The sequence below is a fragment of the Pseudofrankia sp. DC12 genome, assembly GCF_000966285.1.
Taxonomy (GTDB): domain Bacteria; phylum Actinomycetota; class Actinomycetes; order Frankiales; family Frankiaceae; genus Pseudofrankia.
On sequence record NZ_KQ031391.1, the window covers coordinates 173,300 to 198,664 of the forward strand.

Genomic DNA, 25,365 nt, shown 5'->3' on the forward strand with positions numbered 1-25,365 from the left:
CGGGCGGGATGAGATGGTTCGCCGACGACGCCGTGCTGTCCACCGGCCCGGCGCGCAACGTCCTGTTCGAGGCCGCCGACGGCCGGTTCACCAGCATTCGGCCCGGCACCGAGCCGGGCGGCGCCGCCCGGCTGCCCGGCGTCGTGCTGCCCGGCTTCGCGAACGGCCACAGCCACGCCTTTCACCGCGCTCTTCGGGGGCGGACCCACGACGGCCCCAGCGACTTCTGGAGCTGGAGGCGGGCGATGTACGCCGTCGCCGGGCGGCTGGACCCGGACAGCTACCTGGCCCTCGCCCGCGCCACCTACGCCGAGATGGCGCTGGCCGGAATCACGTCGGTCGGCGAGTTCCACTACCTGCATCACGGCCGCGACGGCACTCCCTACGCCGACCCGAACGCCATGGCGGAAGCCCTTCGCGAGGCCGCCACCGACGCCGGCATCCGGCTGACGGTCCTCGATACCTGCTACCTCGCTGGCGGTATCGGGAGCGACGGCCACACGTCCCTGGCCGGGCCGCAGCTGCGGTTCGGTGACGGCACCGTCGGCGCCTGGGCGGAGCGGGTCGAGCTGCTCCGCGAGTCGGAGCGGATGCGGGTGGGAGTCGCGGCGCACTCGGTGCGGGCAGCGCCTCGGGAGGCCCTGCCGACCGTGGTCGCGCAGGCGCGGGGGCGGCCGTTGCACATCCACCTGTCCGAGCAGCCCGCCGAGAACAAGGCCTGCGCCCGGCTCTACGGATGCACGCCGACCGCCCTGCTCGCGGAGGCCGGCGTGCTCGGGCCCACCACCACGGCGGTCCACTCCACCCACCTGACCTCCGCCGACGTCGACCTCCTGGGCCGCTCCGGGACCACGGTCTGCCTGTGCCCTGGCACCGAGCGCGACCTCGCCGACGGCATCGGGCCGGGCGGGGCGCTGCGCGCCGCGGGTGCGCCGCTCAGTGTGGGCAGCGACCAGAACACCTTTATCGACCTGTTCGGTGAGATCCGCGGGGTGGAGGAGCACGAGCGGCTGACCTCGCTGCGGCGTGGCCATTTCGGGCAGGACCAGCTGCTGGGCTTCCTCACCGGCCATGCGGCCATCGGCTGGGATGCCGGCCGGCTCGAGGTGGGTGGCCGGGCCGATCTCGTGGCCGTGCGGCTCGACACCCCGCGTACCGCCGGGGTGGCGGCCGAGCAGATCCTGATGGCCGCGACCGCCGCGGACGTCGACACCGTCGTGGTGGACGGCCGGACCGTGGTGGCCGGCGGACAGCACGTCCTCGGCGACATCGGCCGGCTGCTCGCGGCGGCGATCTCAGCTGTGTGGGAGCATGGACGATGAGCAGCATCCTCGTCGGTGGGATCGGTGAGCTGGTCACCAACGACTCCTCGGTCGGGGACGGGTCCCCCCTCGGCATCCTGACGGACGCCGCCGTCGTGGTAAGCGAGCGCCAGGTCCACTGGGTGGGCCGCGAGGCGGACGCCCCGGCGGCGGACCATCGCGTGGACGTCGGTGGGCGCGCGGTAATCCCCGGCTTCGTGGACTCCCACGCGCACCTCGTGTTCGACGGTGACAGGGCGGGCGAGTTCGCCGCCCGGATGGCCGGAACCCGCTACGACGGTGGCGGCATAGCCACCACCGTGGCGGCCACCCGCACGGCGACCGACGAGCGGCTGCGGACCTCGCTCACCGCGCGGATCGCGGAGATGCGCGCGCAGGGAACCACGACGGTCGAGATCAAGAGCGGCTACGGCCTCACCACCACCGAGGAGGCCCGGGCGCTGCGGCTGGCACGGGAGGTCACCCCCGAGACCACGTTCCTGGGGGCGCACGTGGTGCCACCGGGGATCGACCGGGCGGACTACGTGCGGCTGGTGTGCGGCGAGATGCTCACAGCCTGCGCCCCCTACGCGCGATGGATCGACGTCTTCTGCGAGCCGGCCAGCCCGGCCGCGTTCGACGGCGACGAGGCACGCGTGATCCTGCTGGCGGGCAGGGGGGCTGGACTCGGCCTGCGGGTCCACGGCAACCAGCTCTCAGCCGGGCCGGGGGTTCGGCTGGCTGTCGAGCTGGGGTGCGCGAGCGTCGACCACTGCACGCACCTGACCGACGCGGACGTCGACGCGCTGGCCGGCGGGACCACTGTGGCCACGCTGCTCCCCGGCGTCGAGTTCTCCACCCGCTCGCCTTACCCCGACGCCCGGCGGCTGCTGGACGCCGGCGTGACCGTGGCGCTCGCCACCGACTGCAACCCCGGCAGCTGCTACACGTCCTCAATGCCGCTGGTGATCGCGCTGGCCGTCCGGGAGATGTTCATGACCCCGGCCGAAGCGCTGTCCGCGGCCACCGTGGGCGGGGCACAGGCCTTGGGGCGTGACGATGTCGGCGTCCTCGCGCCCGGACGCAACGCCGACCTCACGGTGCTGGACGCCCCCAGCTACCTGCACCTGGCCTACCGTCCCGGCGTCCCGCTCGCCCGCGCACTCACTCTTTCCGGTCGGTCCTAGCCAGTCGGCGCAGCAGCTGTTCGGCGAGCTCGAGGTCGGCGGTGAGATCACGGTCCCCGGTGCCGCCAGGCAGCTCCGCCACCGCCGCCCAGGCGGCCTGCAGGCCTGCCGGCAACGTGGCCTCGGCGGCAGCCGGCCGGGCCCGCAGCCGGAGGCATCGGACGGCCGCGACCAGCTCTCCGGCGAGCACGGTGCGCAGCCGGATCGCTGCCTGCGCGGCCTGGGACGCGGCCAGGGAAGCGAAGCTCGCGTCCTCCTCCACCCCGCGAGACAGCGTGACCGACTGCAGGCTGGCCGGGCTGGCGAGGGCCCTTATCTCCGCCAGCGCCGAGGCGACCACATACTTGACAACCATGATCCCCGACGCCGGCGGGGTGCCGTCGCCGAGGAACGGCGCGAGGCCGGTATAGCCCGGCTCGGCCAGCATGGTGAGCCGGGCGAGCGAAAGCTGCGCCGACTGCGCCGTCGCGAGGACCGCGGCGTCCAATGCCTGAGCCAGGTAGGAGGCGTGGAAGCCGCCGTGGTGAGCGATGCCATGGGTGGCCGAGACGACCGGGTTCTCCGAGCCGGTGTTGACCATCCGGGTGACCACGTCCGCGAGCGCGGCGAGGCTGTCCAGCAGGACGCCATGCACCTGGGGCAGGCTGCGCAGCCCGAACGGGTCCTGGATCCGCCCCCCCGCCTGGGCGTCCGCGACGAGCTCACGCATGCGGACACAGACCTGCCGCGCCCCATGGAAGGGCGTGACCACCTCTACCGCGGGAGCGAATGCCTCGATGTTCCCGGTCACGCCGACGAAGGTCAGTGCCGCGACGACATGAGTCGCCTCCGCCAGCGCGCGCAGGTCGGCCAGCGCGAGCGCGGCATCGGCGAGCGTGGCCGCGTTGCTGGACAGGAACGGGAGGGCGTCCCCGCCGCCGACGACGACCGGACGGCGGATCGGATTCGTGGTCCTCATCTGCCCGCTGATGGCCAGGGCGGTGACGGCGAGCGCGGAGAGATCCCCCGTACCGATGCTTCCCAGCTCTCGGACCGGTGGCAGCGCATCCAGCTGGAGCAGGTCGGCCAGGGCGTCGAGGAGATCCGGCGACGCACCGTTGCCATCCGCGGCCAGCTGGTTCAACCGCACCACCAGCATCGCCCTGACCCGCTCGGCCGAGCGCAGCAGACCGCCCGACGTGGCGTGGCTGAGGATCAGTCCCCGGGCCCCGGACTCGGGGTCCGCGACTGTCAACATGCGGTTGGCTCCGACCCCGGTCGTACGCCCGTAGATCGGTCTCTCGGACGCGGCGGCGTTCGCGAACACCTGGGATCGCCGAACGCGGTCGCGTGCTTCCTCTCCCACGCGCACCGGCGTGCGCCGGCGCGCGACCGCAACGATGTCGTCGATCCTGAGACTGCTGCCGTCGATCTCGATCATGGCATTGCTCCTGAGCCGCCGCGGCGACAGATCATCCTGTTTCAGTCGCGAAAACTCTCGGGCGACCCCTTGGGCATCAGTGCCCTGTATGGCATCTTATCGTCCAATGGCATGCTCCTTCCACCAGATGGCAGGAGTCGGGGGCTTCAGGTGGGAGGGCGTGAGGCTTCATGCCGCTCGACGCTGAAGAGGAGCTCGGCATCGCCACAGGCAGCGCGTCGACTCGCACGGTGGATCGCGCCTTGCTCCTGCTCTCCGAGGTGTGCGAACAGGAGTCACTCTCCCTGTCAGAGTGCGCCCGGCGGGCCGGCCTACCAGCTAGCACCGCGCTGCGGCTGCTGCGCACGCTCGAGCGTGCCGGCTTCGTATCGCGCAACGGCGAGGGAAGCTTCGGAGCCGGCCCGCGGCTGATCCAGCTGGGTGCGATGGCTATTGGGCGTAACACCTTGGTGCGAATCGCCACGCCCGCGCTACACCGCATTGTGGCCGCCACGGGCGAGTCGGCCTACCTTTCCATGCGCGCGCCACGCGACAGCGCCATCTACATCGCGATGGTGGAGGGCACCCACGCTGTGCGGCACACGAGCTGGATCGGCCGCACGGTGCCGCTGGCCGGGCTCGCGGTGGGGCGTGCGCTGACGGACGACGTCCCGCCGTCGGGCTACGTCGCCGAGCGCGACCGCAACGAGCCCGACGTCACCGCCATCGCGGCACCCCTCCGGTACTCGGGAGGGATAGCGGGGGCGTTCAGCGTCCTCGGCCCGAGTTACCGCATCGACGACGACACGATGCACGACTACGGGCGAATCGTTGCCGACGAGGCACAAATACTGAGCGCCCAGCTTGGAACACCTAACCCCCTACCGAAGGCGGAACAGGAAACAGGGACATGATCAGATTTGACGCGGTATCGAAGCACTACCCCGACGGGACTGTCGCCGTCGATGACCTGAGCCTGGTAGCGCCCTCTGGGCAGATCACGGTGTTCGTCGGACCGTCCGGCTGCGGGAAGACCACGAGCCTGCGAATGATCAACCGGATGATCGAGCCGACCTCCGGCTCGATCTGGATGGACGACCTCGATACGGCCGGCATGCCCACGCACGAGCTGCGCCGCCAGATCGGCTACGTCATCCAGCACGCCGGGCTCTTTCCGCATCGCACGATCGTCGACAATGTCGCCGCGGTGCCGTTGCTGCTCGGGCACAACAAGAAACAGGCGCGAACCCGTGCCATGGAGCTCATCGAACGGGTAGGGCTGCCGGCACACTTCGCCAAGCGGTACCCCGCGCAGCTGTCGGGCGGCCAGCAGCAGCGGGTGGGGGTGGCGCGTGCCCTCGCGGCGGACCCACCGGTCATGCTCATGGACGAGCCGTTCTCCGCGGTCGACCCCGTCGTGCGCGAGCAGTTGCAAGACGAGTTCCTCCGGTTGCAGGGAGACCTCGGCAAGACCATCGTGTTCGTCACTCATGACATCGACGAAGCGGTCAAACTGGGCGACCAGGTCGCGGTCCTCCGGGTCGGCGGGCGGCTCGCGCAGCTCGCTCCGCCGCAAGAGTTGTTGAGCCGCCCCGTCGATGCCTTTGTGGCGGGATTCGTGGGGCGGGACCGGGGCTATCGCGCGCTCGCCTTTGCCGGCGCCGGAACGCTCTCGACCCACGCCGAGCAGACCGTCACGCTAGGCGGCCCCGTGCCCGCCGGCTCCGATGACGGCGCCTGGATCCTCGCGGTCGACGCCGCGGGCACACCGCACGGCTGGCTCAGCCTCGAACACGTGCGCGCCGGGGAAGAGACGGTGACCGAGGAGATGCTTTACCGCGGAGGCACCCTCGCCACCCAGGGAGGAACCCTGCGGGCGGCACTCGACGCCTGCCTCTCGTCGCCGTCGGGGCGCGGTGTCGTCGTCGACGCCGGTGGCCGTCTGGTCGGCTCCGTCACGGCACGCGAAGTCCTCGATCTCATCGAGGCCCGGACGGCGACGGCATCGTGATCTCCGCGGCCGGCACCAGCTCAAGCTCTTCCCCGCTGCACTTCATCGGGTATTTCATGGACCACCGCCACCAGGACCTCGGGTGGCTGTGGTCGCACACGTGGCTCTCGGTGCTCCCGGTCGTGATCGGGCTCGCGATCGCGCTCCCACTCGGCTGGCTCGCGCGCCGTTACAGGTTCGTCTACCCGCCGTTGATCTCGTTCACCGGCCTGCTCTACACGATCCCTTCGATCGCGCTGTTCGTGATGATCCCGCCGGTCCTCGGCCTGAGCTCACTCGACCCGATCCAGGTGCCGATCGCTCTGACCGTCTACTCGGTGGCCCTGCTGGTGCGGGTCGTGGCCGACGGGCTAGCCTCGGTGCCCGAGGAGACGCTGCAGGCCGCCAGCGCCGTCGGCTACAAGGAGCTGAGTCGCTTCTTCAAGGTGGAGCTCCCCATTGCCGTACCCGTCATCACGGCGGGCGTGCGGGTGGCGGTCGTGGCCAACGTCAGCATCGTCGCCGTCGCGGGGACGATCGGAATGTCGAATCTCGGGCAGCTGTTCACGACCGGTTTCCAGCTCTCCACCCCCACACCGTACTATCCGCCGATCGTCCTCGGGATCGTGCTCTGTGTTCTTCTGGCCCTCGTGCTCGACGGCCTGATCCTCCTGCTGAACCGGACGTTGACTGCATGGCGGAGGGCAGCCCGATGATCATCACAAGGGTCTTCAACTGGCTCACCGACGGCGACAACTGGCAAGACAGCCACCTGAACACCGGCATTCTCACCCAGCTCGAAGCGCATATCCGGTTCACTGGGATCGCTCTCGCCTTCGCTGTCCTGGTCGCGCTTCCCGTGGGCATGCTGATCGGCCACACCGGACGCGGCACGTGGCTGGTCTCGGCGGCCAACGCGATCCGCGCCCTTCCCACGGTGGGCGTGCTGGTTCTGCTGACCGTGATCATCGCTCCGCACTTCCACGGCCGTACGGACGTCGGGTACCTGATTCCCACCGAGATCGTGCTGGTACTGCTCGCCATACCACCGATCCTGTCGAACGCCTACGCCGGGATCGACCACGTCGCCCCGGCGGTGCGCGACGCCGCGGCGGGCATGGGCATGACCGGTCCACAGGTTCTCTTCCAGGTCGAGCTGCCGTGCAGCCTCCCTCTTGTCTTCTCGGGACTCCGGTCGGCGACCCTTCAGGTGATCGCGACGGCGACCATCGCCTCCTACATTCCTCTCGGCGGTCTCGGGCGATTCATCTACGACGGCCTTGCGCAGCAGGACTATCCGCAGATGATCGGCGGAGGCGTGCTGGTGGCCGCTCTCGCGCTGACCACAGATCTCATTTTCGCGACAGTCCAACGTTATGCGGTCTCGCGAGGAATCACCGGACGGTTCGCCCGCGGGAGGCCGGCCGCAGCGTCGGAAGCCCAGCCGGCCGTCCTGGCGGGGTCGGAGCTGTCCAGCGCCTGATCTCCTGCCGAACCCCTTACCGGATCAGAACGATTCGTACGCCAACGCCCCTCAGGGAGAAAAGATGAAACGGAAGTTGCTCAGGTCGGCCACGGCCACGGCCGCCGTCGCCGCCGTCGCCGCCGTCGGCCTGGCGGCCTGCGGGTCGAGCGGGTCGTCGAGCTCCGGAAGCGGCTCGTCCGCCGGGAGCAGCACGACCATCGCGAGCAAGTTGATCCTCGGCGGCCCGCCGGAGTTCAAGACCCGGGTCGACGGCGTGCCCGGCCTGGCGAAGAACTATGGCGTCACCTTCGGCAAGTTCACCGTTACCGACACGGGTGGCCCGGTCACCGTGACGGCTCTGAAGAACGGGCAGGTCGACGCGGCCGACCTGTTCACCACTGACCCCTCCATCGCGGCCAACAACTTCGTGATCCTCACCGACCCGAAGAGCAACTTCGCGGCCCAGAACATCGTGCCGGTCATCAACAAGGACAAGGCCACGGACGGTGTCAGGACGACTCTCAACAAGATCCAGGCCAAGCTCACGACGTCCGGGCTCTCGGCGCTGCTGACCAAGGTGCAGACCGACAAGCAGGACCCGGATGTGGTAGCCAAGCAATGGCTGTCCGACAACGGCCTCGCCGCCACCGGCACCGCGGCCGCAGGCGTCAGCCTGACCATCGGCTCCGCCAACTTCCCGGAGAACGTTATCCTCGCCGAGATCTACGCGGAAGGTCTCAAGGCGCAGGGCGCGTCGATCAAGACCACGCTGGACATCGGCAGCCGGGAGAAGTACTACGCGGCGCTCAAGGACGGCTCGCTCGACCTGTTCGCCGAGTACACCGGCTCGATCCTGCAGTTCATCGAACCGACGGCCACGGCCACCAGCCCCACCGACGTGTACGCCGCGCTGGCAAAAGCCCTGCCCGCCAACCTGATCGAGCTCAACCAGGCGACCGCACAGGACAGCGACGCCATCGTCGTCACCAAGGCGACGGCGGACAAGTACCACCTCGTCTCCATCGCAGACCTGGCCAAGCCGGCTAACTGAACCACGCGGCCGCGCTCCAGCCCGTCCAGGACCGACTGCTCTGGTTAGGCCGGTCCTGGACGGTGGTTGCCCTCGTCCGCGGTCCAGCAAGCCCGCCCCGACCGCGGCGTGCGGCGCCTTCCGTACCTGGACCCGGCGGGAGCCCGCGTCGTGGCCGCACGCGGACCGCCAACTCGTCCTCACGCCGCTGAACCCGTCCGGTGCCCCGGCCATCGCGACCAACGCCGCGCCCAGACTCGGCAAGGTGACCTGACAGCCCATCAAGCAGTTCAAGAAGGTCTACGCGGTGGATCCGGGGAGCTGGGACGAGAATCGCGCGCGCGATGCTGATGAAGAAGTGGGGCCCAGCCGACGTGCGCACCGTCGCATGCGTCGTGAACCGGGAGAACCTGAACGCGCTCGCCGCGCTCCTCGCAGCCGCGGACGTCAAGGTCATCATTGAACGGACCTACCCGCTCGCGGACGCCGCCAGCGCCGTCGCCCACATGATGTCCCACCGCGCCCGAGGCCAGATCGCCATCTCCAGCTAGCCCGCCTTCGATCGCGACAAGCTCCCTCACGTCGCCGGTGAGACCGGGCGCCGCCTACGGCGACCTCGCCGCCACCCGCCAGGGGCAACTGCAGAGATGAGGCCGGCCACGGCGACCTACACGGGCCTGTCGGGGTGGCGCAGGCGGCCTAGGGTCCGGGTATGTGCGATGACGACGCGTCGGAAGTGAATGCCGCCGTTCCGAGGCCGGCGGTGGGTGCGGCTGTCGATCCAGTGTCGCTCGCGCCGGTGGACGAGGTCGTCATCACCACGCTGATGGACAACACCTTCGACGCCCTGCTGACCGGCGACGCCCGAGTACGGCGAGCTCCGATCCGCGCCGGGCTGGTCGATGCTCCCCAGTTCGAGGATGGGCTCACGACGGTGGGCTTGCGGGCGGAGCACGGATTCTCGGCGCTGGTCCGGGTTCGCCGCGGCGAGACGGTCACGACCCTGCTGTTCGACACCGGGGTGTCTCCCGACGGAATGGTGAGCAACGCCGAGCGGCTCGGCGTCGTCCTCGACGACGTCCAGGGCGTCGTGCTCAGCCACGGCCACTTCGACCACGTGGGCGGCCTCGCCGGACTCGCGGGCCGTCGCGGGGTCCGCGGCCTGCCGATGGCGGTGCACCCGGGGATCTGGACCCGCCGGCGACTGGCGCCTGCTGGCCTCGACCCGACCGCACTCCCGACGTTGAGCAGACGCGCGCTGGAGGCGGAGGGGTTCGAGGTCGTCGAGAGGCGGACACCGTCGCTCTTGGTCGACGGCAGCGTGCTGATCACCGGAGAGGTCGACCGTACGACCGACTTCGAGCACGGCATGCCGCCTGCGCACCAGGCCTGGGACACCACCGGCTGGCGCCATGACCCCCTTGTCCTCGACGACCAGGCGCTCGTCGTCCAGGTCCGGGGCAAGGGCCTGGTGGTGCTGACCGGGTGCGGGCACTCGGGCGTGGTCAACATCGCCCGCCACGCGCTGCGGCTGACCGGCGTCGACCGGCTGCACGCGCTGATCGGCGGCCTGCACCTGAGCGGGCCCGCCTTCGAACCGGTCATCGCACCAACGGTCCGCGCCCTGACCGCGATGGCACCCGACCTTGTCGCCAGCGCGCACTGCAGCGGCTGGCGCGCCCAACACGCACTGGCCACCGCACTGCCCGACGCCTGGGTACCCAGCAGCTCCGGAACCTCCTTCCACCTCGCCGCCTGACCATCACAAGAGACCGCCCCGAACAGCCATCCACACCGCGACACCATGGCGATCCGATCGGCCTTACCCTGAGACGTCCGAGACTGGCGGCGGGTCGAGACTGTGCTCCGGGCCGGCGGGCCAGGGGCGTGCCGTCTCCTGGAACGTGGAGTCGGCCTGGGACGCAGCCTCGCCGGCGCGCGGGTGCGGAACGAGCCGTGCCCTCGCCTCGGCCGCCGCTTCAAGATCGATATTGGGGCGAGATCGGGCACGGGCGCACAGGCCAGGCTCTGTCGGGTCTGGGTCGCCCGGCTCCAGGTATCCCCAGGCGCGGGCGACGGCACGCAGCCTGGGCGGAATCGACGCGGGCGGCTGGTCCGGCGCCTGGATCCTGCCCGATCTGATCTTGTCGCGCCAGTCGCCGATGCCGGGAACGAACTGGTCTCGGGCGGTGCCGTAGCCAAGCATGGCCGGTTCGAAGTCGACGCCGAGGAACTCGCACAGGCCGGACATGACCTCCGCCGGCCGGGTCGTGAGGTCCTCGTAACGCACCGTTCGGCCGGGCAGCGCCTGCCGGGCCGCCTCCAGCTTCGTCATGAACGGTTCGATGCCGAGCTTCAGGTCCCGCGCATGGCCTCCGGTCACGAGGCGGACGGCGTCCTGGGTGAGGTCGCGGGCGTACCTCAGGCGATCTCTCGCGCCGAAGCTCCTGACGGCCGACACCGCGGACTCGGCCACGGCCGCCGGATGGCGAATAAGAAAGATGAAGCGGGCGTCTGGCCAGCACTCGACGATTCGTTCCCACATATGCACGTTGGTGGGCGTCTTCTCGACGATGATGTCCTTGCCGCTGGCGACCAGACTCCGATGCAGCAGGCGGTCCCAGAGGAGGTGCTCGGCGCTTCGGACCGTGAGGCCGGAGGCTTTCAAGGACGTCTCGCCGAAAGAGGAGAGACATTTCAGTCGCTGCATGTCCAGGTGTAGCTCGTGCGGTGAGTGGATGCGGCTGTGACTGTCCAGAATACATCGTAGAAGCGTCGACCCCGATCGTGGTGGCGAAAGCAGGAAGATCGGCGACTGCACCAGTCTGTCGCGCATGCGCTGGGTCCTTCCGGCAGCCGATCCCGATGCCAGGGCGGGGGGCCTGAGCTTGCCTGCAAGGTACCAAGGAGTATGGGCGAGATCTCCGAACGTGCGCGCCCGAACTGCGGGGCACGGTGGACGCGTTCGCGGCAGCCGGGAATAATGTGCGGTTATGCGGGTCACCGGATTCGACCATCTCGTCCTCAACGTCGCGGACGCCGAGCGCTCGCTCGCCTTCTACCGCGACGTGCTGGGGCTGGAACCGGTCAGGGTGGAACAGTGGCGCGCCGGCGAAGCGCCGTTCCCCTCCGTCCGCGTGAACGACACGACCATCATCGACCTGATGGAACTCCCCCGAACCTCGGCGAACGTCGACCACTTCTGCCTCGTCGTGGACCCGCTCGACTGGCAGGACATCATCGACACCGGCACGGTCACCGTCGTTGACGGACCAGCCACCCGCTTCGGCGCCCAGGGCGACGCCGTCTCGCTCTACATCAAGGACCCCGACGACAACACCGTCGAGCTGCGCTGGTACCCGCGCGAGCCTGATTGACCTGCGTGGCGCGGGTCGCAGGCCGGCCGCCGATCTTCAGCCGCGCGACGCCAACCGTCTCCTTGGCCTCCGTATGCTTCCGGCATGCAGATCATGACGGTAGGGCCAGACTCGGGTGGCCTGATCGCCATTGGCACCCACGCGACCGGGATCGTCGCCATTGGCCAGAGCGCCTCCGGTGTGGTGGCCATCGGCCAGCTGGCCACCGGTGTGGTCGCTATCGGGCAGGTAGCCACCGGTGTGGTGGCCGTCGGGCAGCTGGCCCGGGGAGGGATCGTGGTGGGCCAGCTGGCGCTGGGCCTGGTGTCCTTCGGCATGCTCTCGATAGGCGTAGGCTGGTCGGCCGGCCTGGTCGGGATCGGTGCCTTTTCTGGTCCGGGCTTCATCGTGAGCCTGTTCGGACGCCTGTTCCTACGACGGCTCGCCGGCCAAGCCATCGGGCTACCGCGGGTCACGGGTCGGGCTACCTCGGACGGTGCCGACCTCGAGGACAGACCCGGCCGGGCCATCGAACTGGCGAAGACCAGCAGTGCGGGCCGACTGGTGCAGGCTCCGGCCCGCAAGCCGCGACGGGTGGCGGTCGGGGTAGCGGTATCGGTTGCCATTGCCGTGGTGTGGTGGTTCGGGGCTGGGGCATCGCTGATCGGCGCTCTGACCTCCGGCGTGTCCGAGGGCGTCTCCATCGATGCACATCAGGAAGGCTGAACGAACACGAAACCGCGTGCCGGCGAGCGGCGGCGGCCGGCTGCTAAGGGGTTCGTGATGGCCGGGGCAAGGCGAAGCGGCAGAGCGGCCAGGCCCCGGATGACGCTCTGCGGCCGGTAGACGAAGGCATCCGTCGGTGGGGGTCGGCCCGGCGGGCGGCGGCGAAAGCCGCCAGCACCGGTGAGTGCGCGGTACCGGCCGGCTCCTGGACCGGGACAGTGGTGGTCACTCGCAGCTCCTCGGCGATCGGACCACCGCCTGCGACGAGACCTGCACCTGTGGGTGGTCGGACCTGGGCACGCCGAGGACCTCGCACACGATCGTCAGCGGCAGCGGATAGGCGATGGTCTCGATGAGGTCGAACTCGCCGGCTCGCAGCGCGTCGTCGAGCAGCTCCTCGGCCAGCGCCTCGATCCGGGGCCGCAGGCCGGCGACGACGCGGGGCGTGAAGGCCTTCGTCACCAGGCCGCGCAGCCGGGTGTGGTCCGGCGGCTCCATCCAGAGGAAGGCCGCGGGGACGCGTCGATGGGCAGCGTCGGGTGCAGCTGGTGGGCCTCACCGTCGTGGCCCCAGTCCTGGTTGCCGAGGATGGCCGAGCAGTCCCGGTGGTCGGTGGCGAGCGGCAGCCCGAACGGCCCGTCATGGAGCGGGCCGAGCGCGCGCAGCCGCGTGTAGATCGAGTACGGGCCGGCCCGGTTCGCCGGGTCGAACAGCTCGGCGAGCAGCCGCCCTGACGGCGTGGCGGCGTACGCCGGCTCGGGCGGACGGGGCAGCGAGGACGGCTCGGCAATGATGACCATCGGGTTCCTCCTACGGGGTCAGGATCGGGGCCGAGGTCGTCGCCGCGGTCCGCGCCGAGGTGGGACCGGACCTTCCCGTGATCTACCGGTCCTCCCACTGGCCGGCCGCCGACCTACTCGTCAAACCAGCCGGGGCCACCGTTACCTGGGAGGGGCACGGCGAGGGATCCGTGACACGCCGGCGAGCCCGGCAGGCCGTGGCTGCCTACTTGACGCGGACGTAGACGGCGCCTGACCCGCCTCGGCCGCGCTGCTGGATGTCGAACAGGTCGGTCGCGGCTATCAGGTCCTTCAGCCGCGAATAGCCGTAGGGCTTGAGGATGACCGCGGGGCGCTTGCGGATGGCCTGGCCGATCGCCGAGAGGGACGTCCAGCCGTCCGAGGCGTGGTTCGTCGCGACGGCGTCGCGCAGCCGGCTGACCAACGCGGCATCGGCCTGCAGCTCGGCGGTCGTCGAGCGGGTGGGAGGCGCAGCCGCGACGGCCTTCGTCTTCTTCTTTCTTCTCTTCTCGGGACTGGCGGCGGCGGTCGGCGCGATCTCGACGTTGAGCCCGGGAACGGACGCCTCGGCCACAGAGGTCGTCCCGGGCGCGACCGGCGGCGGGGAAGTGTCCGCGGGTCCGAGCGCCTGGGCCTGTTCCGCGGCGAGGGCGGGCCACACGGAGACCGGCGGGGCCGGCGCCGCGGCAAGGGTCTCCACGAAGACGAAGGTGTCGCAGGCGGCGACGAGACCCGGGTTCGTCTTCCTCTCCTCGCCGAAGCCGTAGACCGTCAGGCCGGCCTCCCGAATCCGTTCCGCCAGCCGGGTGAAGTCGCTGTCGGAGGAGACCAGGCAGAACCCGTCGAACGCGCCGGAGTGCAGCAGGTCCATCGCCTCGATCACCAGCGCCATGTCCGCGGCGTTCTTCCCCCGGACCGCGGCGAACACCTGCACCGGGCGAATCGACAGATCAAGCAGGGTCTTCTTCCACGATTTCAGCGAGGCCGCCGTCCAGTCGCCGTAGGCCCGTTTCACCTGCGCTCTGCCGAAGCGGGCGATCTCGGCCAGCAGCGGCCCGACGGCCGCCAGCGGTGCGTTCTCGGCGTCGACGAGGACGGCAAGCCGCGCGGACGGGACCTCGACCACCACGTTGGTTCCTCCCGCCCTCGGCACTCCGGGCCGCCCGCCTGGTGGCGGCTTCCCCGCGAAACCTGGCCGGCGCACAGCCGCCGCGACCGCAAGCCTACGGATCGACGAAACGGCACCGCCGCGGCGCACGCGGCGAACACGGGTTTCCAGGCTGGCAGCGGCGAGCCGAAGCGAAGGACCTTCCCGCCGGGATCGACCACCGCGCCCTCGCGCTGCCCCCAGTCCGTGTCCTGCGGGAGGTGGACCTCGACTCCGTCCGCGCGCCATTCGCCGACGAGCTCGTCGGCGTCGTCGACGAGGAGATACGCCTGCCGCGCAGCTCGGGCGGATGATCGGCGACGGCACCGAGAGGCAGCTCGACACCATCGCGGCTCGCGAATCCGTAACCACCACCGACGTACTGCCGGACGGCAAAGCCGAGCCGTTCGGAATGCGCCAGGGCGGTGGCGAGGTTGCCATCGGTCAGCACGTCGTAGACGTCCTGGGCGGCGGCGTCGATCAGGGCTCCCTGGTGGATGATCAGGGTATGTCCATTCGGGTGGCCGGCCCGTTGCCGGCGTCACCCTCCAGACGAACGCGGTGGCCGCGGGCTTGACCTGGAGCGCGCACCAGGCCGGAGACTGGGTCAGGGCCCGCGCCGAGACCCGGCGGGCCGGTGCCGGCGGTTCCGGCCGCCAGAGAGGATTGCGCTGATGCAGTTCACCTATCTCGGCCGTACCGGGCTGTCCGTGTCTCGCCTGTGCCTGGGCACGATGAACTTCGGCCCGCTGACCAGCGAGGCCGACGCCCACGCGATCATGGATGCGGCGCACGAGTTCGGCATCAACTTCTTCGACACCGCCAACGCCTACGGCCTGCGCTCGGCCGGCGTCTCCGGCCTCGGCGAGGGCAGGGGCGCCACCGAGTCGATCATCGGCCGCTGGTTCGCCCAGGGCGGCGGGCGCCGCGAGCGGACCGTGCTGGCTACCAAGGTCTACAGCCCCATGGGCGAGTGGCCCAACGAGGGCAAACTGTCGGCGCTCAACATCCGCCGCGCCCTGGACGCCAGCCTGGCCCGCCTCCAGACCGACTACATCGACCTCTACCAGTTTCACCACGTCGACCGGGCGACGCCCTGGGACGAGATCTGGCAGGCCATCGACGTCGCCATCACCGCCGGCAAGATCCTCTACGTCGGCAGCAGCAACTTCGCGGGCTGGCACATCGCCCAGGCTCAGGCCGCCGCGGCCCAGCACGGGCTGGTCGGCCTGGTCAGCGAGCAGCCGATCTACAACCTGATCACCCGCGAGGTCGAGCTGGAGGTCCTCCCGGCCGCGCGGCACTACGGCGTCGGGATTCTGCCGTGGTCGCCGCTGCAGAGCGGGCTGCTCGGCGGCGTGCTGCGCAAGCAGCGCGAGGGCCTGCGCCGGCTTGAGGGCCGGGCCGCGCACACGCTGGAGGCCAAGCGGCCCCAGATCGAGGCGTACGAGGACTTCGCCGCCGAGCTCGGCCACGAGCCCGGCGACGTCGCACTCGCCTGGCTGCTCCACCAGCCCGCCGTGACCGCCCCGATCGTCGGCCCGCGCACCCGCCAGCACCTCGACGACGCCGTGGGGGCGCTCGACGTCCGCCTCGACGAGAAGGCGCTGACCAGGCTGGACGAGATCTTCCCGGGGTACCGGGCCGCACCCGAGCACTTCGCCTGGTAGGGACGTGTGACCAGCGCCTCGCCGGCACGCGTCGCCTGTTACGCGACGCTCCGACCACCGACCACCTAGCGCAGCTAGCTAAGCACTCTACGTATAGAGTCGCAGGCGTTCGTCCGCACCAGCCCACGGGTCGCGGACGAACGTCCTGAGGCTCCGGACGAAGGGATGGCCAGCGCGCGTGGAAGCCGCCGGTAAGCCGACCCCACCTGTCTCGCACCGCCGGCCGCGGTCACGCCGCCCCGCGGCCGGCTGGGCCGGCCTGGCCACGCTGGCCGCCGCGTTGCTGATCGAGGCGGCCGCCACCCCGAACGCCGTCGCCGCCGCCGCCGCGGGACCGGTCCCGAGCCCACCGCCGGTCACCGGCAACGCGTCCGGGCAGCCCTGGCTTTCCGGCGTGAACGGCGACCCGCAGATGACCCCGGCCGCCGTCGACCAGTTCTGTCTTCTGCGCGGCGACCCCTGCGACGTGGCCCAGGTCTACGTCTCGCGCAGGACCTGGGCGTCGATCGTCGAGCCGTCCTATGCCGAGACCAACTTCGCCGGCTGGCCGGGCAAGCTGGCCATCGCCGTCCCGCCGTTCCCGGAGGACGGGACATCCAACCTGCAGGCCTGCGCCGCCGGGACCTACAACGGGCACTGGCAGGAGTTCGGCCGGACGCTGAACGCCACCGGCCGCCAGAGCTCGATCATCCGGCTGGCCTGGGAGGGCAACGGCCGCTGGTACCCGTGGTCCGGCTCGGACCCGGCGGCGTACATCAGCTGCTTCCGCCAGGTCGTCAACTCGATCCGCTCGACCGTGAGCGCGCCGCCGCGGTTTGACTGGTCGATCAACGCGCACATCTCGCAGAACCCGCCGAGCCACGTCCCGACCGACCTCTACCCCGGCGACCAGTGGGTCGACGTCGTCTCGATCGACGCGTTCGACCACTACCCGGCGTCGCGGACGCTCGCCCAGTTCAACGACCAGGCCGAGGCCATGGGCGGCATCACCTGGCTGTACGACTTCGCCCGCGCGCACGGCAGACTGTTCGGCATTCCCGAGTGGGGCGTCGCCTCCGGCTCCGGCGCCGAAGGCGGCGGCGACAACGCCAGCTACATCCGGTTCATGCGCGACTGGATGACGGCCCGGGCCGGCCGGGGCCTCTACTACGAGGCGTACTTCAACACCTGCGACAACCCCAGTGTCGGCTCGAACCTCGACCGGCCGCTCGGGGCTGGCTGCGCGTACGCGAACCCGGCGGCGGCGACGCTCTACACCCAGCTGTGGCGAGCGCGGCCCTGATTCAGGGGGCAGGCGGAAGACCGCGCCTCACCTAGGTCTGAAAGGCTGATGACCGGCGCCTGAAGGGAAAACAGGTGACCGATCAGTGGGAGGCGAGCCGCGCTCGGGCGGCTCCGCGGGGGGCCGACTGGCGGATGATCCTCTACGGCGGCGCCGCGCACAGCTTCACCAACCCGGCCGCCGACGGCTCCCGGCGGGATCTGGGGCGGCACCACCCCGGCCGAACGGCTCACGCGCGCGGGCGAGCCGCTGCTCGGGCTCCGGGCGGCCTGACCTCGCCGGCGCCTGAGCTCGGCGCGCCGGCGCCCTCCGGCCGGCGCCGTCAGTGGTGGGCGAGCTTCACGAGGCCCAAGCAGAAGTCGTCGATGGACTGGACGGGGCCGAGGAACGCGTCGAGGTCGCTGGGCTTGCACACGTAGGCGTTCGCGTGCAGGTCGTAGCTGGACGAGACGTCGTCCGGCGCGTCACCGTCCTCGCCGAAGGCGGCGACGCCTGGGCACGGTTCGAGGAACTGTTCGGCGACCCCGACGCCGACTACCAGGCTGTCCTGGACCAGCGCTACCAGCAGTGCCCGCCACCAGGCGGGCAGCAGACCTACGTCTCCGCCTACGCCACGATGCACCCGGCCGAGGACTGGGCCGAGACCTTCGCGCACTACCTGCACATCCGCGACGCCCTGGACACGGCCGCGGCGTTCGGCTTCGCCCCCGCCGGAGCCACCCTGGCGACCCCGCTCGCCGGCGAGACCGGCTTCCGGCGGATCGCCGAGCTGTGGCTGCCGCTGGCCTGGTCACTCAACATGGTCAACCGGTCGATGGGCCACCCGGACCTCTATCCCTTCGTCCTCCCGCCCGCCGCGCTGGAGAAGATGAGCCTCGTCCACCAGCTCGTCGCCGGATCGGGCGCCGCGGGACGGACGCCGGCCTAGTAGACGTCGCGGACGTAGCGGTTCTCGGCGGCGAGCTGCCGCAGGTAGAGGGTCGCGGCGTCGTGGGTGCGCTGGCCGTGCTCGGCGATGATGTCGCGCAGCGCCTCGTGGACGCCCTTGGCCATCTGGGTGGCGTCGCCGCAGACGTAGAGGTGCGCGCCTGCGCCGAGCCAGCCCCAGAGGCGGGCGCCGTGCTCGCGCATCCGGTCCTGGACGTAGATCTTGGCGTCCTGGTCCCGGGAGAACGCCAGGTCCAGGTGGGTGAGGGTGCCCGCGCGGCACAGCGCGTCGAGCTCGTCGCGGTAGTAGAAGTCGGTGGCGGCGTTGCGCTCGCCGAAGAACAGCCAGTTCTCGCCGGGGTGCCCGCGGGCGTGGCGCTCGTCCAGGAAACCGAGGAACGGCGCGACGCCGGTCCCCGGGCCAATCATGATCGCCGGGGTGGCCGGCTCCTCGGGCGGCCGGAAATGCGTGGTCGGGCGGATCGCTACGGGCAGCCGGGCGCCGAGCATGGCGTCGGCCAGGAGGGTGGAGCAGACGCCCTTGCGGTCCTGGCCGCGCGGGCCGGCGAAACGGACAACGGAGACCAGGACCCGGGCGCGGTCCGGGTCGACCAGGGGGCTGGACGAGATCGAGTACTGCCGCGGCCTCAGCCGGGTGAGGCTGTCCGCCCACTCCTGCGGGCTGGCCCGGACACCGGACTCGCTGACCACGTCGATGGCCTGGCGGCCCCACAGCCAGGCGTCGAGCTCACCGCGCTGCTCGGCGCTCAGCCGACGGCGCAGCGCCTCGTCGTGGGTGCGCCCGGCGAGCAGCCGCAGCAGGCCGCCGGTCGCGGTGGCGATCTCCAGGTGCGCGCGCAGCGCCTCGGCGAACGGCAGGCGCCCGACCCGGGGGATCTCGACGGGCTCGGCGCCGTCGGTGCCGGTGGCCTGGAGCCATTCGCCGACCAGGCCGGCGTCGTTGGTCGGTGTGACTACCAGCGCGTCCCCGGTCCGGTAGGTGAGCCCGGCGCCGGAAAGGTCAACGGTGAACTCGCGGACCTCCTTGGTCGCGCCCGGCGCGCTGAGCAGCCGGTTGCCCGTCAGGGTGGCGACGGGGTCGGCGGTCTCGCCCGGCGGAGCCAGCCTGCTCACCGGGATCGTGACGACCGCGGTGGCGGTCGGCGCCGCGCGCTCGGCGAGGGCCGCGGCGACCTGGTCGAGCCAGGCGGCGGCGGCGTCCTCGTAGTCGGGCTCGCAGTCCACCCGCGCCAGCAGCCGGGTCGCGCCGAGCTGCGCGAGCCGTTCGTCAAGCCGGCGGCCGTGGCCGCAGAAGTCGCTGTAGCTGGAGTCGCCGAGTGCCAGCACGGCGTATTGGACGTCTGGTGGCGCCGCGTCGGCGGCGGTCAGCGCGTCGAGGAAGCCGGAGCCGTTGTCCGGTGCCTCGCCGTCACCGAAGGTGCTCGTGACCAACAGCAGGTCGACCTGCGCGGGCAACGGCCGGCCGGCGAACTCGGCCATCGGGTGCCGGGCCACGGTGCGTCCCCGCTCGGCGAGGTGCTGGGCGGCGCGGTCCGCGAAGTCCTCGGCGTTGCCGGTCTGGGAGGCCCACAGGACGAGCACCTCCCGCCCGCCACCGGCGCCGGCCGACCCGGCTGGCAGTGGCGGTGGGGCCTCGGCGGTGTGCGGTCCGTCGAGCGCCCCGGCCTGGCCCGCGGGAGCCCGCGAGAAGGCGCCGGCGAGCACGCCGTTGACCCAGGCCGCCCGGTCGGGGGCAAGCGGGGCATGCGCCGGCAGCACCGGAACGGCCCGGTCGAGCGCCTGGCCGGGGCCGGGCGGCGGTTGCGCGGCGAGTCCGGCGAGGAAACCGGCGAGGTAGTGGCGCTCGTCGCCGGTGAGGACGGGCGGGCCCACGTCGCCGATCCCCAGCGCCTGCGCGAGCCAGCCCGGCGCCGCCGGCCCCTGCCGCGTCTCGCCGCCGGCCAGCGCGGCCAACGGTGCCGGGGCCGAGGCCGGCTCGGCGGGTTCGTCGCCGTCCGCCCGCGCGCCTGGGGCCTGCGCGCCAGCGACGCCGGACACGGGCGCGACCTTGGTGAGGGTCACCGCGCACACCTTGAACTCGGGCTGGAAGGAGATCGGGTCGACGGCGTCGTTGGTGACGGCGTTGACCGCCAGGTACTCGCCGAACAGGTCGTTCCAGTGGAACGGGGCGAAGCAGCAGCCGGGCAGCACCCGTTCGGTGACGACGGCCGGCAGCACCGCACGGCCGCGGCGGGAGGCGACCTCGACGGCGTCGCCGTCGGTGACGCCCAGCACCGCCGCGTCCTCGGGGTGGATCTCGACGAACGGGCCGGCGTTGAGCCGGTTGAGCTTCGCGACCCGGCCCGTCTTGGTCAGGGTGTGCCACTGGTGCTGCACCCGGCCGGTGTTCAGCAGGAACGGGTACCGCTCGTCGGGCAGCTCAGCGGCGGGCAGGTGCGGGCGCCCGAAGAACACCGCGCGCCCGTCGGGCGTCGGGAAGACCAGCCGCGCGGCCGTGCCGTCCGGCCGGGCGCCCGCCGGCTGGCTCGGGCTGCCGGCGCGGTACCGGATCGGGTTGCGGGCCGGGCCGCCCGGAGCCGCCGGCCACTGCACCGGCCCCTCGCGCAGCCGGTCATAGCTGACGCCGCGCAGGTCGTAGCCGGTCACGGGGTTCCACGCCTGCCTGATCTCGTCGAAGATCTCGGCGGCGCTGCCGTAGCCGAAGGCGTCCTCGAAGCCCATGGCGCAGGCGACGTCGGCGATCAGCCGCCAGTCGGGGCGGGCCTGCCCTGGCGGGCTGGCCGCCGGCCGCAGCAGCGTGAGGCTGCGCTCGGAGTTGACCATCACACCGTCGGTCTCGGCCCACATCGCGCCGGGGAGGACCACGTCGGCGTAGGCGTTGGTCTCGGTGTCCGCGAACACGTCCTGGGTGATCACCAGCTCGGTCGCCTCCAGGCCGTCGATGACGGTCCCGCGGTTGGCGACGGAGGCGACCGGGTTGGTGCAGATGATCCAGCAGGCCTTGACCTGCCCGTCGGCCATCCGCTCGAACAGCTCGACGGTGCCCCTGCCCACGTCGGTGCGCAGCGTTCCCGCCGGGAGGTCCCAGAGCCGTTCGACGAAGGCCCGGTCCTCGGCGACGAGCACGCTGCGCTGGCCGGGCAGGCCGGGGCCCATGTAGCCCATCTCCCGGCCGCCCATCGCGTTCGGCTGGCCGGTCAGCGAGAACGGCCCGCTGCCCGGCCGGCAGATCGCGCCGGTGGCCAGATGCAGGTTGCAGATCGCGTTGGTGTTCCAGGTCCCGTGGGTGGACTGGTTGAGGCCCATCGTCCACAGGGTCATCCACTCCCCCGCTTCGGCGATCCATGCGGCGGCGGTGCGGATGTCGGCCTCGGGGATGCCGGTGAGCTCCGCGACGACGTCGGGCGGGTAGTCGGCCAGGAACTCCGGCATCTGCGCCCAGCCGCGGGTGTGCTCGGCGATGAACTGCTCGTCGACGTGCCCGCCGGCGACGAGCAGGTGCAGCAGCCCGTTGAGCAGCGCGAGGTCGGTGCCGGGGCGGATCTTCAGGAACAGGTCGGCCTTGTCGGCGGTGGCGGTACGCCGCGGGTCGACCACGATGAGCCTCGCACCGGAGGTGCGGACCCGGTCCAGCAGCCGCAGGAACAGGATCGGGTGGCAGTCGGCCATGTTCGCGCCGATCACGAAGAACACGTCGGCGTGGTCAAGGTCGTCGTAGGAGCCGGGCGGCCCGTCCGCGCCGAGGGACAGCTTGTAGCCGGAGCCCGCGCTGGCCATGCACAGCCGGGAGTTGGACTCGATCTGGTTCGTGCCGATGAAGCCCTTGGCGAGCTTGTTGGCCAGGTACTGCGCCTCCAGGCTCAGCTGGCCGGACACGTAGAGGGCGATCGCGTCCGGGCCGTGAGTGTCGAGGATCGACCGCAGGCGGGCCCCGACCTCGCGGACCGCCTCGCCGACCGGCACGGGGGTGGGCGCCTCGCCCCGGCCGCGGCGGACCAGCGCGGTCTCCAGCCGGCCGGCGCCGGCCAGCATGTCCGCCGTGGTCGCGCCCTTGGTGCACAGCCGGCCGGCGTTCGCCGGGTGCGCCTTGTCGCCGCTGGCCTTCACGACGCGGCGGGCACCGGCCTGGTCCCGGACGACGTCGAGGACCAGGCCGCAGCCGACCCCGCAGTAGGAGCAGACGGTGCGCACAGAGGTGTCCGGCCGCTGCATGGCTCCGAGGCTAGGAAGCCGCGGTTACCCCCGGGTCACGCCGCCGCGCGGCCGGCGGTTACATCGCCCGCACATCGACGCCTCCTGTCGGGTGAGGCCCGCCGCCCGGCCCCGTCCGCCGGCCCCGGCGGGTCGCCGGACGGGCCGGGACGCACCGGCCGGCGCCGCGGGCGGAGAGGGAGACGTCTCGCGCATGTAACGGGTGCGAACCGTCCGGATAACCCGTCGCCCGCACAGTGCAGGCATGGCCGACAAGTCGTTGAACGCGCGCGCCCGGGCCAGGGCTGCGGACCCGGCGCCGATGCCCACCGGCGGGCGGCTGGTGGTGGTCGGCAACGGGATGGTCGGGCAGCGCCTCGTCGAGGCGCTGCGGGAACGGGACACCGACCGGCGTTGGCAGGTCACCGTGCTGTCCGAGGAACCGCGGCGGGCCTACGACCGGGTCGCGCTGTCCTCCTACTTCGACGGCGCCAGCGCCACCGAGCTGGACCTGGTCGAGCCCGGCTGCTACGAGACGCCCGGCTACGCCCTGCACCTCGACGAGACGGCTGTCGACCTCGACCGGGCCGCCCGCACGGTCACCACCAGCCGAGGCCGGGTAGTGGCCTACGACGCCCTGGTGCTCGCGACCGGATCGTTCCCGTTCGTGCCGCCCGTCCCGGGCCGGGACCTGGCCGGCTGCTTCGTGTACCGGACGCTGGAGGACCTGGACGCGATCCGCGCGGCGGCCACCCACGCCCGCACCCATACCCGGGGCCGGCGGGCCGGGCTGGTGATCGGCGGCGGGCTGCTCGGCCTGGAGGCGGCGCGGGCACTGCGGCTGCTCGGGATGTCGCCGCACGTCGTGGAGCTGGCGCCACGGCTGATGCCGCTGCAGGTCGACGAGGGCGGCGGCGCGCTGCTGCGGGAGCTGATCGAGGACCTCGACGTCACCGTGCACCTGGGCACCTCGGTCACGTCCATCGCCCGGGAGCGCGACGGCCGGATGCTGGCCACGCTGACCAGCGGCACCGAGCTGGACCTGGACCTGGTCGTGTTCTCCGCCGGTATCCGGCCCCGCGACCAGCTCGCCCGCGCCGCCGGCCTGCCGGTCGGGGAACGCGGCGGGGTCGTCGTCGACGACGCCTGCCGCACGGCCGACGAGGCGGTCTTCGCGATCGGCGAGTGCGCGTGCATCGCCGGGCGGGTCTACGGGCTGGTCGCCCCCGGCTACGCGATGGCCGAGGTGCTGGCCGACGGCCTGCTCGGTGGCACGGCGGCCTTCGCCGGCGCCGACATCTCGACGAAGCTGAAGCTGCTCGGCGTCGACGTCGCGAGCTTCGGCGACGCGCTGGCCGCCACCCCCGGCGCGCTGGAGGTGACGCTGAACGACCCGGTCCGGCGCAGCTACGCCAAGCTCGTCGTCTCCGACGACGCCACGACGCTGCTCGGCGGGGTGCTGGTCGGCGACGCGTCCCGGTACGCGAGCCTGCGCCCGCTGGTCGGCCGGCCGCTGCCGGGCGACCCGGTCGCGATGATCGCCCCGGGCGGCACCGAGGTCGGCGCCGGAGCGCTGCCCGCCGAGGCCCAGGTGTGCTCCTGCTACGCCGTGACCCGCGCCGCGATCGACGGCGCGATCGCCGCCGAGGGGCTGACCGACGTAGCCGGCATCAAGGCCTGCACGAAGGCCGGGACCGGCTGCGGCTCGTGCGTGCCGCTGCTGCGCAGCCTGCTGGCCGAGGCCGGCGTCGCGGTCAGCACGGCGCTGTGCGAGCACTTCAGCCAGACCCGGGCCGAGCTGTTCGAGCTGGTCCGCGTCGAGGGCACCGCGACGTTCACCGAGCTGGTCGAACGCCACGGCCGGGGCCGCGGCTGCGACATCTGCAAGCCGGTGGTGGCCTCGATCCTGGCGAGCCTCGAGCACGGCCACATCCTGGCCGGCGAGCAGGCCGCGCTCCAGGACAGCAACGACCACGTGCTCGCCAACATCCAGCGCAACGGCACCTACTCGGTCGTGCCCCGGGTGCCCGGTGGGGAGATCACCCCGGAGAAGCTGATCGTGCTGGGCGAGGTCGCCCGCGACTTCAGCCTCTACACGAAGATCACCGGCGGGCAGCGGATCGACCTGCTCGGCGCCCGCCTGGAGCAGCTGCCCGCGATCTGGGGCCGCCTCGTCGATGCAGGGTTCGAGTCGGGGCACGCGTACGGCAAGGCGCTGCGTACGGTGAAGTCGTGCGTCGGTTCCACCTGGTGCCGCTACGGCGTGCGGGACTCCGTCGGCCTGGCCATCGAGCTGGAGCTGCGCTACCGGGGCATCCGCTCCCCGCACAAGATCAAGGCCGGGGTCTCGGGCTGCGCCCGCGAGTGCGCCGAGGCCCAGTCGAAGGACATCGGCGTGATCGCCACCGAGAACGGCTGGAACCTCTACGTCGGCGGCAACGGCGGGTTCCGGCCCCGGCACGCCGACCTGCTGCTCACCGACGTCGGCACCGAGACACTGATCCGCACCATCGACCGCTTCATCATGTTCTACGTCCGCACCGCCGACCGGCTGCAGCGCACGGCCGGCTGGGTCGAGTCGCTGTCCCGGGACGGGACCGACGGACTGGCCTACCTGCGCTCGGTCCTGGTCGACGACTCGCTGGGGATCGCCACCGAGCTCGACGCGGCGATGGCCCACCACGTCGAGCGCTACCAGGACGAGTGGGCGGCCGTCCTGGACGACCCGCAGCTGCTGGGCCGTTTCGTATCGTTCGTCAACGCCCCCGACGCCCCCGACCCCACCATCACGTTCGTCACCGAGCGCGGCCAGCCCCGCCCCACCCCGCTGCCGACCCCGGCCCGCCGGGCCGACGTCTCCTGGAGGTGATCCG

Annotated in this window: 23 protein-coding genes; 16 read left to right on the forward strand and 7 right to left on the reverse strand. The window is 71.7% G+C overall.

The features are described from left to right. Positions 1-8: 8 nt before the first annotated feature. Positions 9-1,322 (forward strand): formimidoylglutamate deiminase, encoded by a 1,314-nt coding sequence (locus tag FRADC12_RS00710; RefSeq protein WP_045875164.1) that lies wholly within the window; start codon positions 9-11, stop codon positions 1,320-1,322. Then, positions 1,319-2,488, forward strand: coding sequence for an imidazolonepropionase (gene hutI, locus FRADC12_RS00715; RefSeq protein ID WP_045875165.1), 1,170 nt, complete (start codon positions 1,319-1,321; stop codon positions 2,486-2,488). Before FRADC12_RS00710 ends, hutI begins: the two co-directional genes overlap by 4 nt. Here the strand turns inward: hutI and FRADC12_RS00720 are convergent. Next, entirely contained in the window at positions 2,466-3,908 is a 1,443-nt protein-coding gene (locus FRADC12_RS00720; RefSeq protein WP_045875166.1) for an aromatic amino acid lyase, read from the reverse strand. The genes hutI and FRADC12_RS00720 overlap by 23 nt on opposite strands. A 170-nt stretch (positions 3,909-4,078) precedes the next feature. Here FRADC12_RS00720 and FRADC12_RS00725 point away from each other — a divergent pair, with 170 nt between their 5' ends. The 4 genes from FRADC12_RS00725 to FRADC12_RS00740 are packed head-to-tail and all read left to right on the forward strand — an operon-like array spanning position 4,079 to position 7,360. Next, positions 4,079-4,801 (forward strand): IclR family transcriptional regulator, encoded by a 723-nt coding sequence (locus FRADC12_RS00725; protein ID WP_052710607.1) that lies wholly within the window; start codon positions 4,079-4,081, stop codon positions 4,799-4,801. Beyond that, a complete protein-coding gene (locus FRADC12_RS00730; RefSeq protein ID WP_045875167.1) occupies positions 4,798-5,898 on the forward strand; it encodes an ABC transporter ATP-binding protein in 1,101 nt (366 codons plus the stop codon). The genes FRADC12_RS00725 and FRADC12_RS00730 overlap by 4 nt, the downstream gene beginning before the upstream one ends. Next, positions 5,895-6,593, forward strand: coding sequence for an ABC transporter permease (locus FRADC12_RS00735; RefSeq protein WP_232303515.1), 699 nt, complete (start codon positions 5,895-5,897; stop codon positions 6,591-6,593). The genes FRADC12_RS00730 and FRADC12_RS00735 overlap by 4 nt, the downstream gene beginning before the upstream one ends. After that, positions 6,572-7,360, forward strand: a complete 789-nt coding sequence (locus FRADC12_RS00740; protein WP_045875168.1) for an ABC transporter permease — start codon at positions 6,572-6,574, stop codon at positions 7,358-7,360. The genes FRADC12_RS00735 and FRADC12_RS00740 overlap by 22 nt, the downstream gene beginning before the upstream one ends. A 51-nt stretch (positions 7,361-7,411) precedes the next feature. Here FRADC12_RS00740 and FRADC12_RS31905 read toward each other — a convergent pair whose 3' ends face one another. Then, entirely contained in the window at positions 7,412-7,570 is a 159-nt protein-coding gene (locus FRADC12_RS31905) for a hypothetical protein (RefSeq protein WP_198152746.1), read from the reverse strand. Position 7,571: 1 nt separating this feature from the next. Here FRADC12_RS31905 and FRADC12_RS31910 point away from each other — a divergent pair, with 1 nt between their 5' ends. The 3 genes from FRADC12_RS31910 (at position 7,572) to FRADC12_RS00760 (ending at position 10,131) form a co-directional block, all read left to right on the forward strand. After that, positions 7,572-8,393 (forward strand): glycine betaine ABC transporter substrate-binding protein, encoded by an 822-nt coding sequence (locus FRADC12_RS31910; RefSeq protein ID WP_052710608.1) that lies wholly within the window; start codon positions 7,572-7,574, stop codon positions 8,391-8,393. A 311-nt stretch (positions 8,394-8,704) separates the two neighbouring features. Next, entirely contained in the window at positions 8,705-8,923 is a 219-nt protein-coding gene (locus tag FRADC12_RS00755; RefSeq protein WP_349305921.1) for a zinc-binding dehydrogenase, read from the forward strand. Positions 8,924-9,084: 161 nt separating this feature from the next. Continuing rightward, complete coding sequence (locus tag FRADC12_RS00760; RefSeq protein ID WP_045875170.1) at positions 9,085-10,131, forward strand: MBL fold metallo-hydrolase; 1,047 nt, start codon at positions 9,085-9,087, stop codon at positions 10,129-10,131. Positions 10,132-10,194: 63 nt separating this feature from the next. Here FRADC12_RS00760 and FRADC12_RS00765 read toward each other — a convergent pair whose 3' ends face one another. Further along, positions 10,195-11,208: a sulfotransferase family protein gene (locus FRADC12_RS00765; RefSeq protein ID WP_084010378.1), complete on the reverse strand. Its 1,014-nt coding sequence runs from the start codon at positions 11,206-11,208 to the stop codon at positions 10,195-10,197. 157 nt (positions 11,209-11,365) lie between these two features. On the opposite strand from FRADC12_RS00765, the gene FRADC12_RS00770 reads away from it, so the two are divergent. Together FRADC12_RS00770 and FRADC12_RS27960 are read left to right on the forward strand one after the other, a co-directional pair. Next, positions 11,366-11,749, forward strand: a complete 384-nt coding sequence (locus FRADC12_RS00770; RefSeq protein ID WP_045875171.1) for a VOC family protein — start codon at positions 11,366-11,368, stop codon at positions 11,747-11,749. 84 nt (positions 11,750-11,833) lie between these two features. Further along, a complete protein-coding gene (locus FRADC12_RS27960; RefSeq protein ID WP_052710610.1) occupies positions 11,834-12,454 on the forward strand; it encodes a hypothetical protein in 621 nt (206 codons plus the stop codon). A gap of 225 nt (positions 12,455-12,679) precedes the next feature. Here FRADC12_RS27960 and FRADC12_RS32670 read toward each other — a convergent pair whose 3' ends face one another. The 3 genes from FRADC12_RS32670 to FRADC12_RS00785 form a co-directional block, all read right to left on the reverse strand. Beyond that, positions 12,680-12,952, reverse strand: coding sequence for a cytochrome P450 family protein (locus tag FRADC12_RS32670; protein ID WP_232303517.1), 273 nt, complete (start codon positions 12,950-12,952; stop codon positions 12,680-12,682). Beyond that, complete coding sequence (locus FRADC12_RS32675) at positions 12,913-13,254, reverse strand: cytochrome P450 (protein ID WP_232303518.1); 342 nt, start codon at positions 13,252-13,254, stop codon at positions 12,913-12,915. Before FRADC12_RS32675 ends, FRADC12_RS32670 begins: the two co-directional genes overlap by 40 nt. A gap of 205 nt (positions 13,255-13,459) precedes the next feature. After that, entirely contained in the window at positions 13,460-14,383 is a 924-nt protein-coding gene (locus FRADC12_RS00785) for an NYN domain-containing protein (RefSeq protein ID WP_045875172.1), read from the reverse strand. A 328-nt stretch (positions 14,384-14,711) separates the two neighbouring features. On the opposite strand from FRADC12_RS00785, the gene FRADC12_RS00795 reads away from it, so the two are divergent. From FRADC12_RS00795 to FRADC12_RS00810, 4 genes are all read left to right on the forward strand, one after another. Next, a complete protein-coding gene (locus FRADC12_RS00795; RefSeq protein ID WP_045875174.1) occupies positions 14,712-14,978 on the forward strand; it encodes a hypothetical protein in 267 nt (88 codons plus the stop codon). A gap of 97 nt (positions 14,979-15,075) precedes the next feature. After that, complete coding sequence (locus tag FRADC12_RS00800; RefSeq protein WP_045875175.1) at positions 15,076-16,071, forward strand: aldo/keto reductase; 996 nt, start codon at positions 15,076-15,078, stop codon at positions 16,069-16,071. Between the two features lie 178 nt (positions 16,072-16,249). Next, positions 16,250-17,353, forward strand: coding sequence for a glycoside hydrolase family 26 protein (locus FRADC12_RS00805; RefSeq protein WP_084010379.1), 1,104 nt, complete (start codon positions 16,250-16,252; stop codon positions 17,351-17,353). A gap of 427 nt (positions 17,354-17,780) precedes the next feature. After that, positions 17,781-18,281, forward strand: a complete 501-nt coding sequence (locus FRADC12_RS00810; protein ID WP_232303519.1) for a putative zinc-binding metallopeptidase — start codon at positions 17,781-17,783, stop codon at positions 18,279-18,281. Here the strand turns inward: FRADC12_RS00810 and FRADC12_RS00815 are convergent. Then, positions 18,278-22,513: a bifunctional nitrate reductase/sulfite reductase flavoprotein subunit alpha gene (locus FRADC12_RS00815; protein ID WP_045875176.1), complete on the reverse strand. Its 4,236-nt coding sequence runs from the start codon at positions 22,511-22,513 to the stop codon at positions 18,278-18,280. The genes FRADC12_RS00810 and FRADC12_RS00815 overlap by 4 nt on opposite strands. A gap of 244 nt (positions 22,514-22,757) precedes the next feature. Here FRADC12_RS00815 and nirB point away from each other — a divergent pair, with 244 nt between their 5' ends. Continuing rightward, positions 22,758-25,361: a nitrite reductase large subunit NirB gene (nirB, locus tag FRADC12_RS00820; protein WP_502685216.1), complete on the forward strand. Its 2,604-nt coding sequence runs from the start codon at positions 22,758-22,760 to the stop codon at positions 25,359-25,361. Positions 25,362-25,365: the final 4 nt, after the last annotated feature.

Excerpts from the sequence above, each read along its gene's own strand:
- hutI (WP_045875165.1), top strand. The coding sequence starts at position 1,319 with ATGAGCAGCATCCTCGTCGGTGGGATCGGTGAGCTGGTCACCAACGAC.
- FRADC12_RS00720 (WP_045875166.1), bottom strand. The coding sequence starts at position 3,908 with ATGATCGAGATCGACGGCAGCAGTCTCAGGATCGACGACATCGTTGCG.
- nirB (WP_502685216.1), top strand. The coding sequence starts at position 22,758 with ATGGCCGACAAGTCGTTGAACGCGCGCGCCCGGGCCAGGGCTGCGGAC.
- FRADC12_RS00765 (WP_084010378.1), bottom strand. The coding sequence starts at position 11,208 with ATGCGCGACAGACTGGTGCAGTCGCCGATCTTCCTGCTTTCGCCACCA.
- FRADC12_RS00730 (WP_045875167.1), top strand. The coding sequence starts at position 4,798 with ATGATCAGATTTGACGCGGTATCGAAGCACTACCCCGACGGGACTGTC.
- FRADC12_RS00815 (WP_045875176.1), bottom strand. The coding sequence starts at position 22,513 with ATGCAGCGGCCGGACACCTCTGTGCGCACCGTCTGCTCCTACTGCGGG.
- FRADC12_RS00770 (WP_045875171.1), top strand. The coding sequence starts at position 11,366 with ATGCGGGTCACCGGATTCGACCATCTCGTCCTCAACGTCGCGGACGCC.
- FRADC12_RS00795 (WP_045875174.1), top strand. The coding sequence starts at position 14,712 with ATGATCGGCGACGGCACCGAGAGGCAGCTCGACACCATCGCGGCTCGC.
- FRADC12_RS27960 (WP_052710610.1), top strand. The coding sequence starts at position 11,834 with ATGCAGATCATGACGGTAGGGCCAGACTCGGGTGGCCTGATCGCCATT.
- FRADC12_RS00725 (WP_052710607.1), top strand. The coding sequence starts at position 4,079 with ATGCCGCTCGACGCTGAAGAGGAGCTCGGCATCGCCACAGGCAGCGCG.
- FRADC12_RS32675 (WP_232303518.1), bottom strand. The coding sequence starts at position 13,254 with ATGGTCATCATTGCCGAGCCGTCCTCGCTGCCCCGTCCGCCCGAGCCG.
- FRADC12_RS00800 (WP_045875175.1), top strand. The coding sequence starts at position 15,076 with ATGCAGTTCACCTATCTCGGCCGTACCGGGCTGTCCGTGTCTCGCCTG.
- FRADC12_RS00710 (WP_045875164.1), top strand. The coding sequence starts at position 9 with ATGAGATGGTTCGCCGACGACGCCGTGCTGTCCACCGGCCCGGCGCGC.
- FRADC12_RS00740 (WP_045875168.1), top strand. The coding sequence starts at position 6,572 with ATGGCGGAGGGCAGCCCGATGATCATCACAAGGGTCTTCAACTGGCTC.
- FRADC12_RS32670 (WP_232303517.1), bottom strand. The coding sequence starts at position 12,952 with ATGGAGCCGCCGGACCACACCCGGCTGCGCGGCCTGGTGACGAAGGCC.
- FRADC12_RS00760 (WP_045875170.1), top strand. The coding sequence starts at position 9,085 with ATGTGCGATGACGACGCGTCGGAAGTGAATGCCGCCGTTCCGAGGCCG.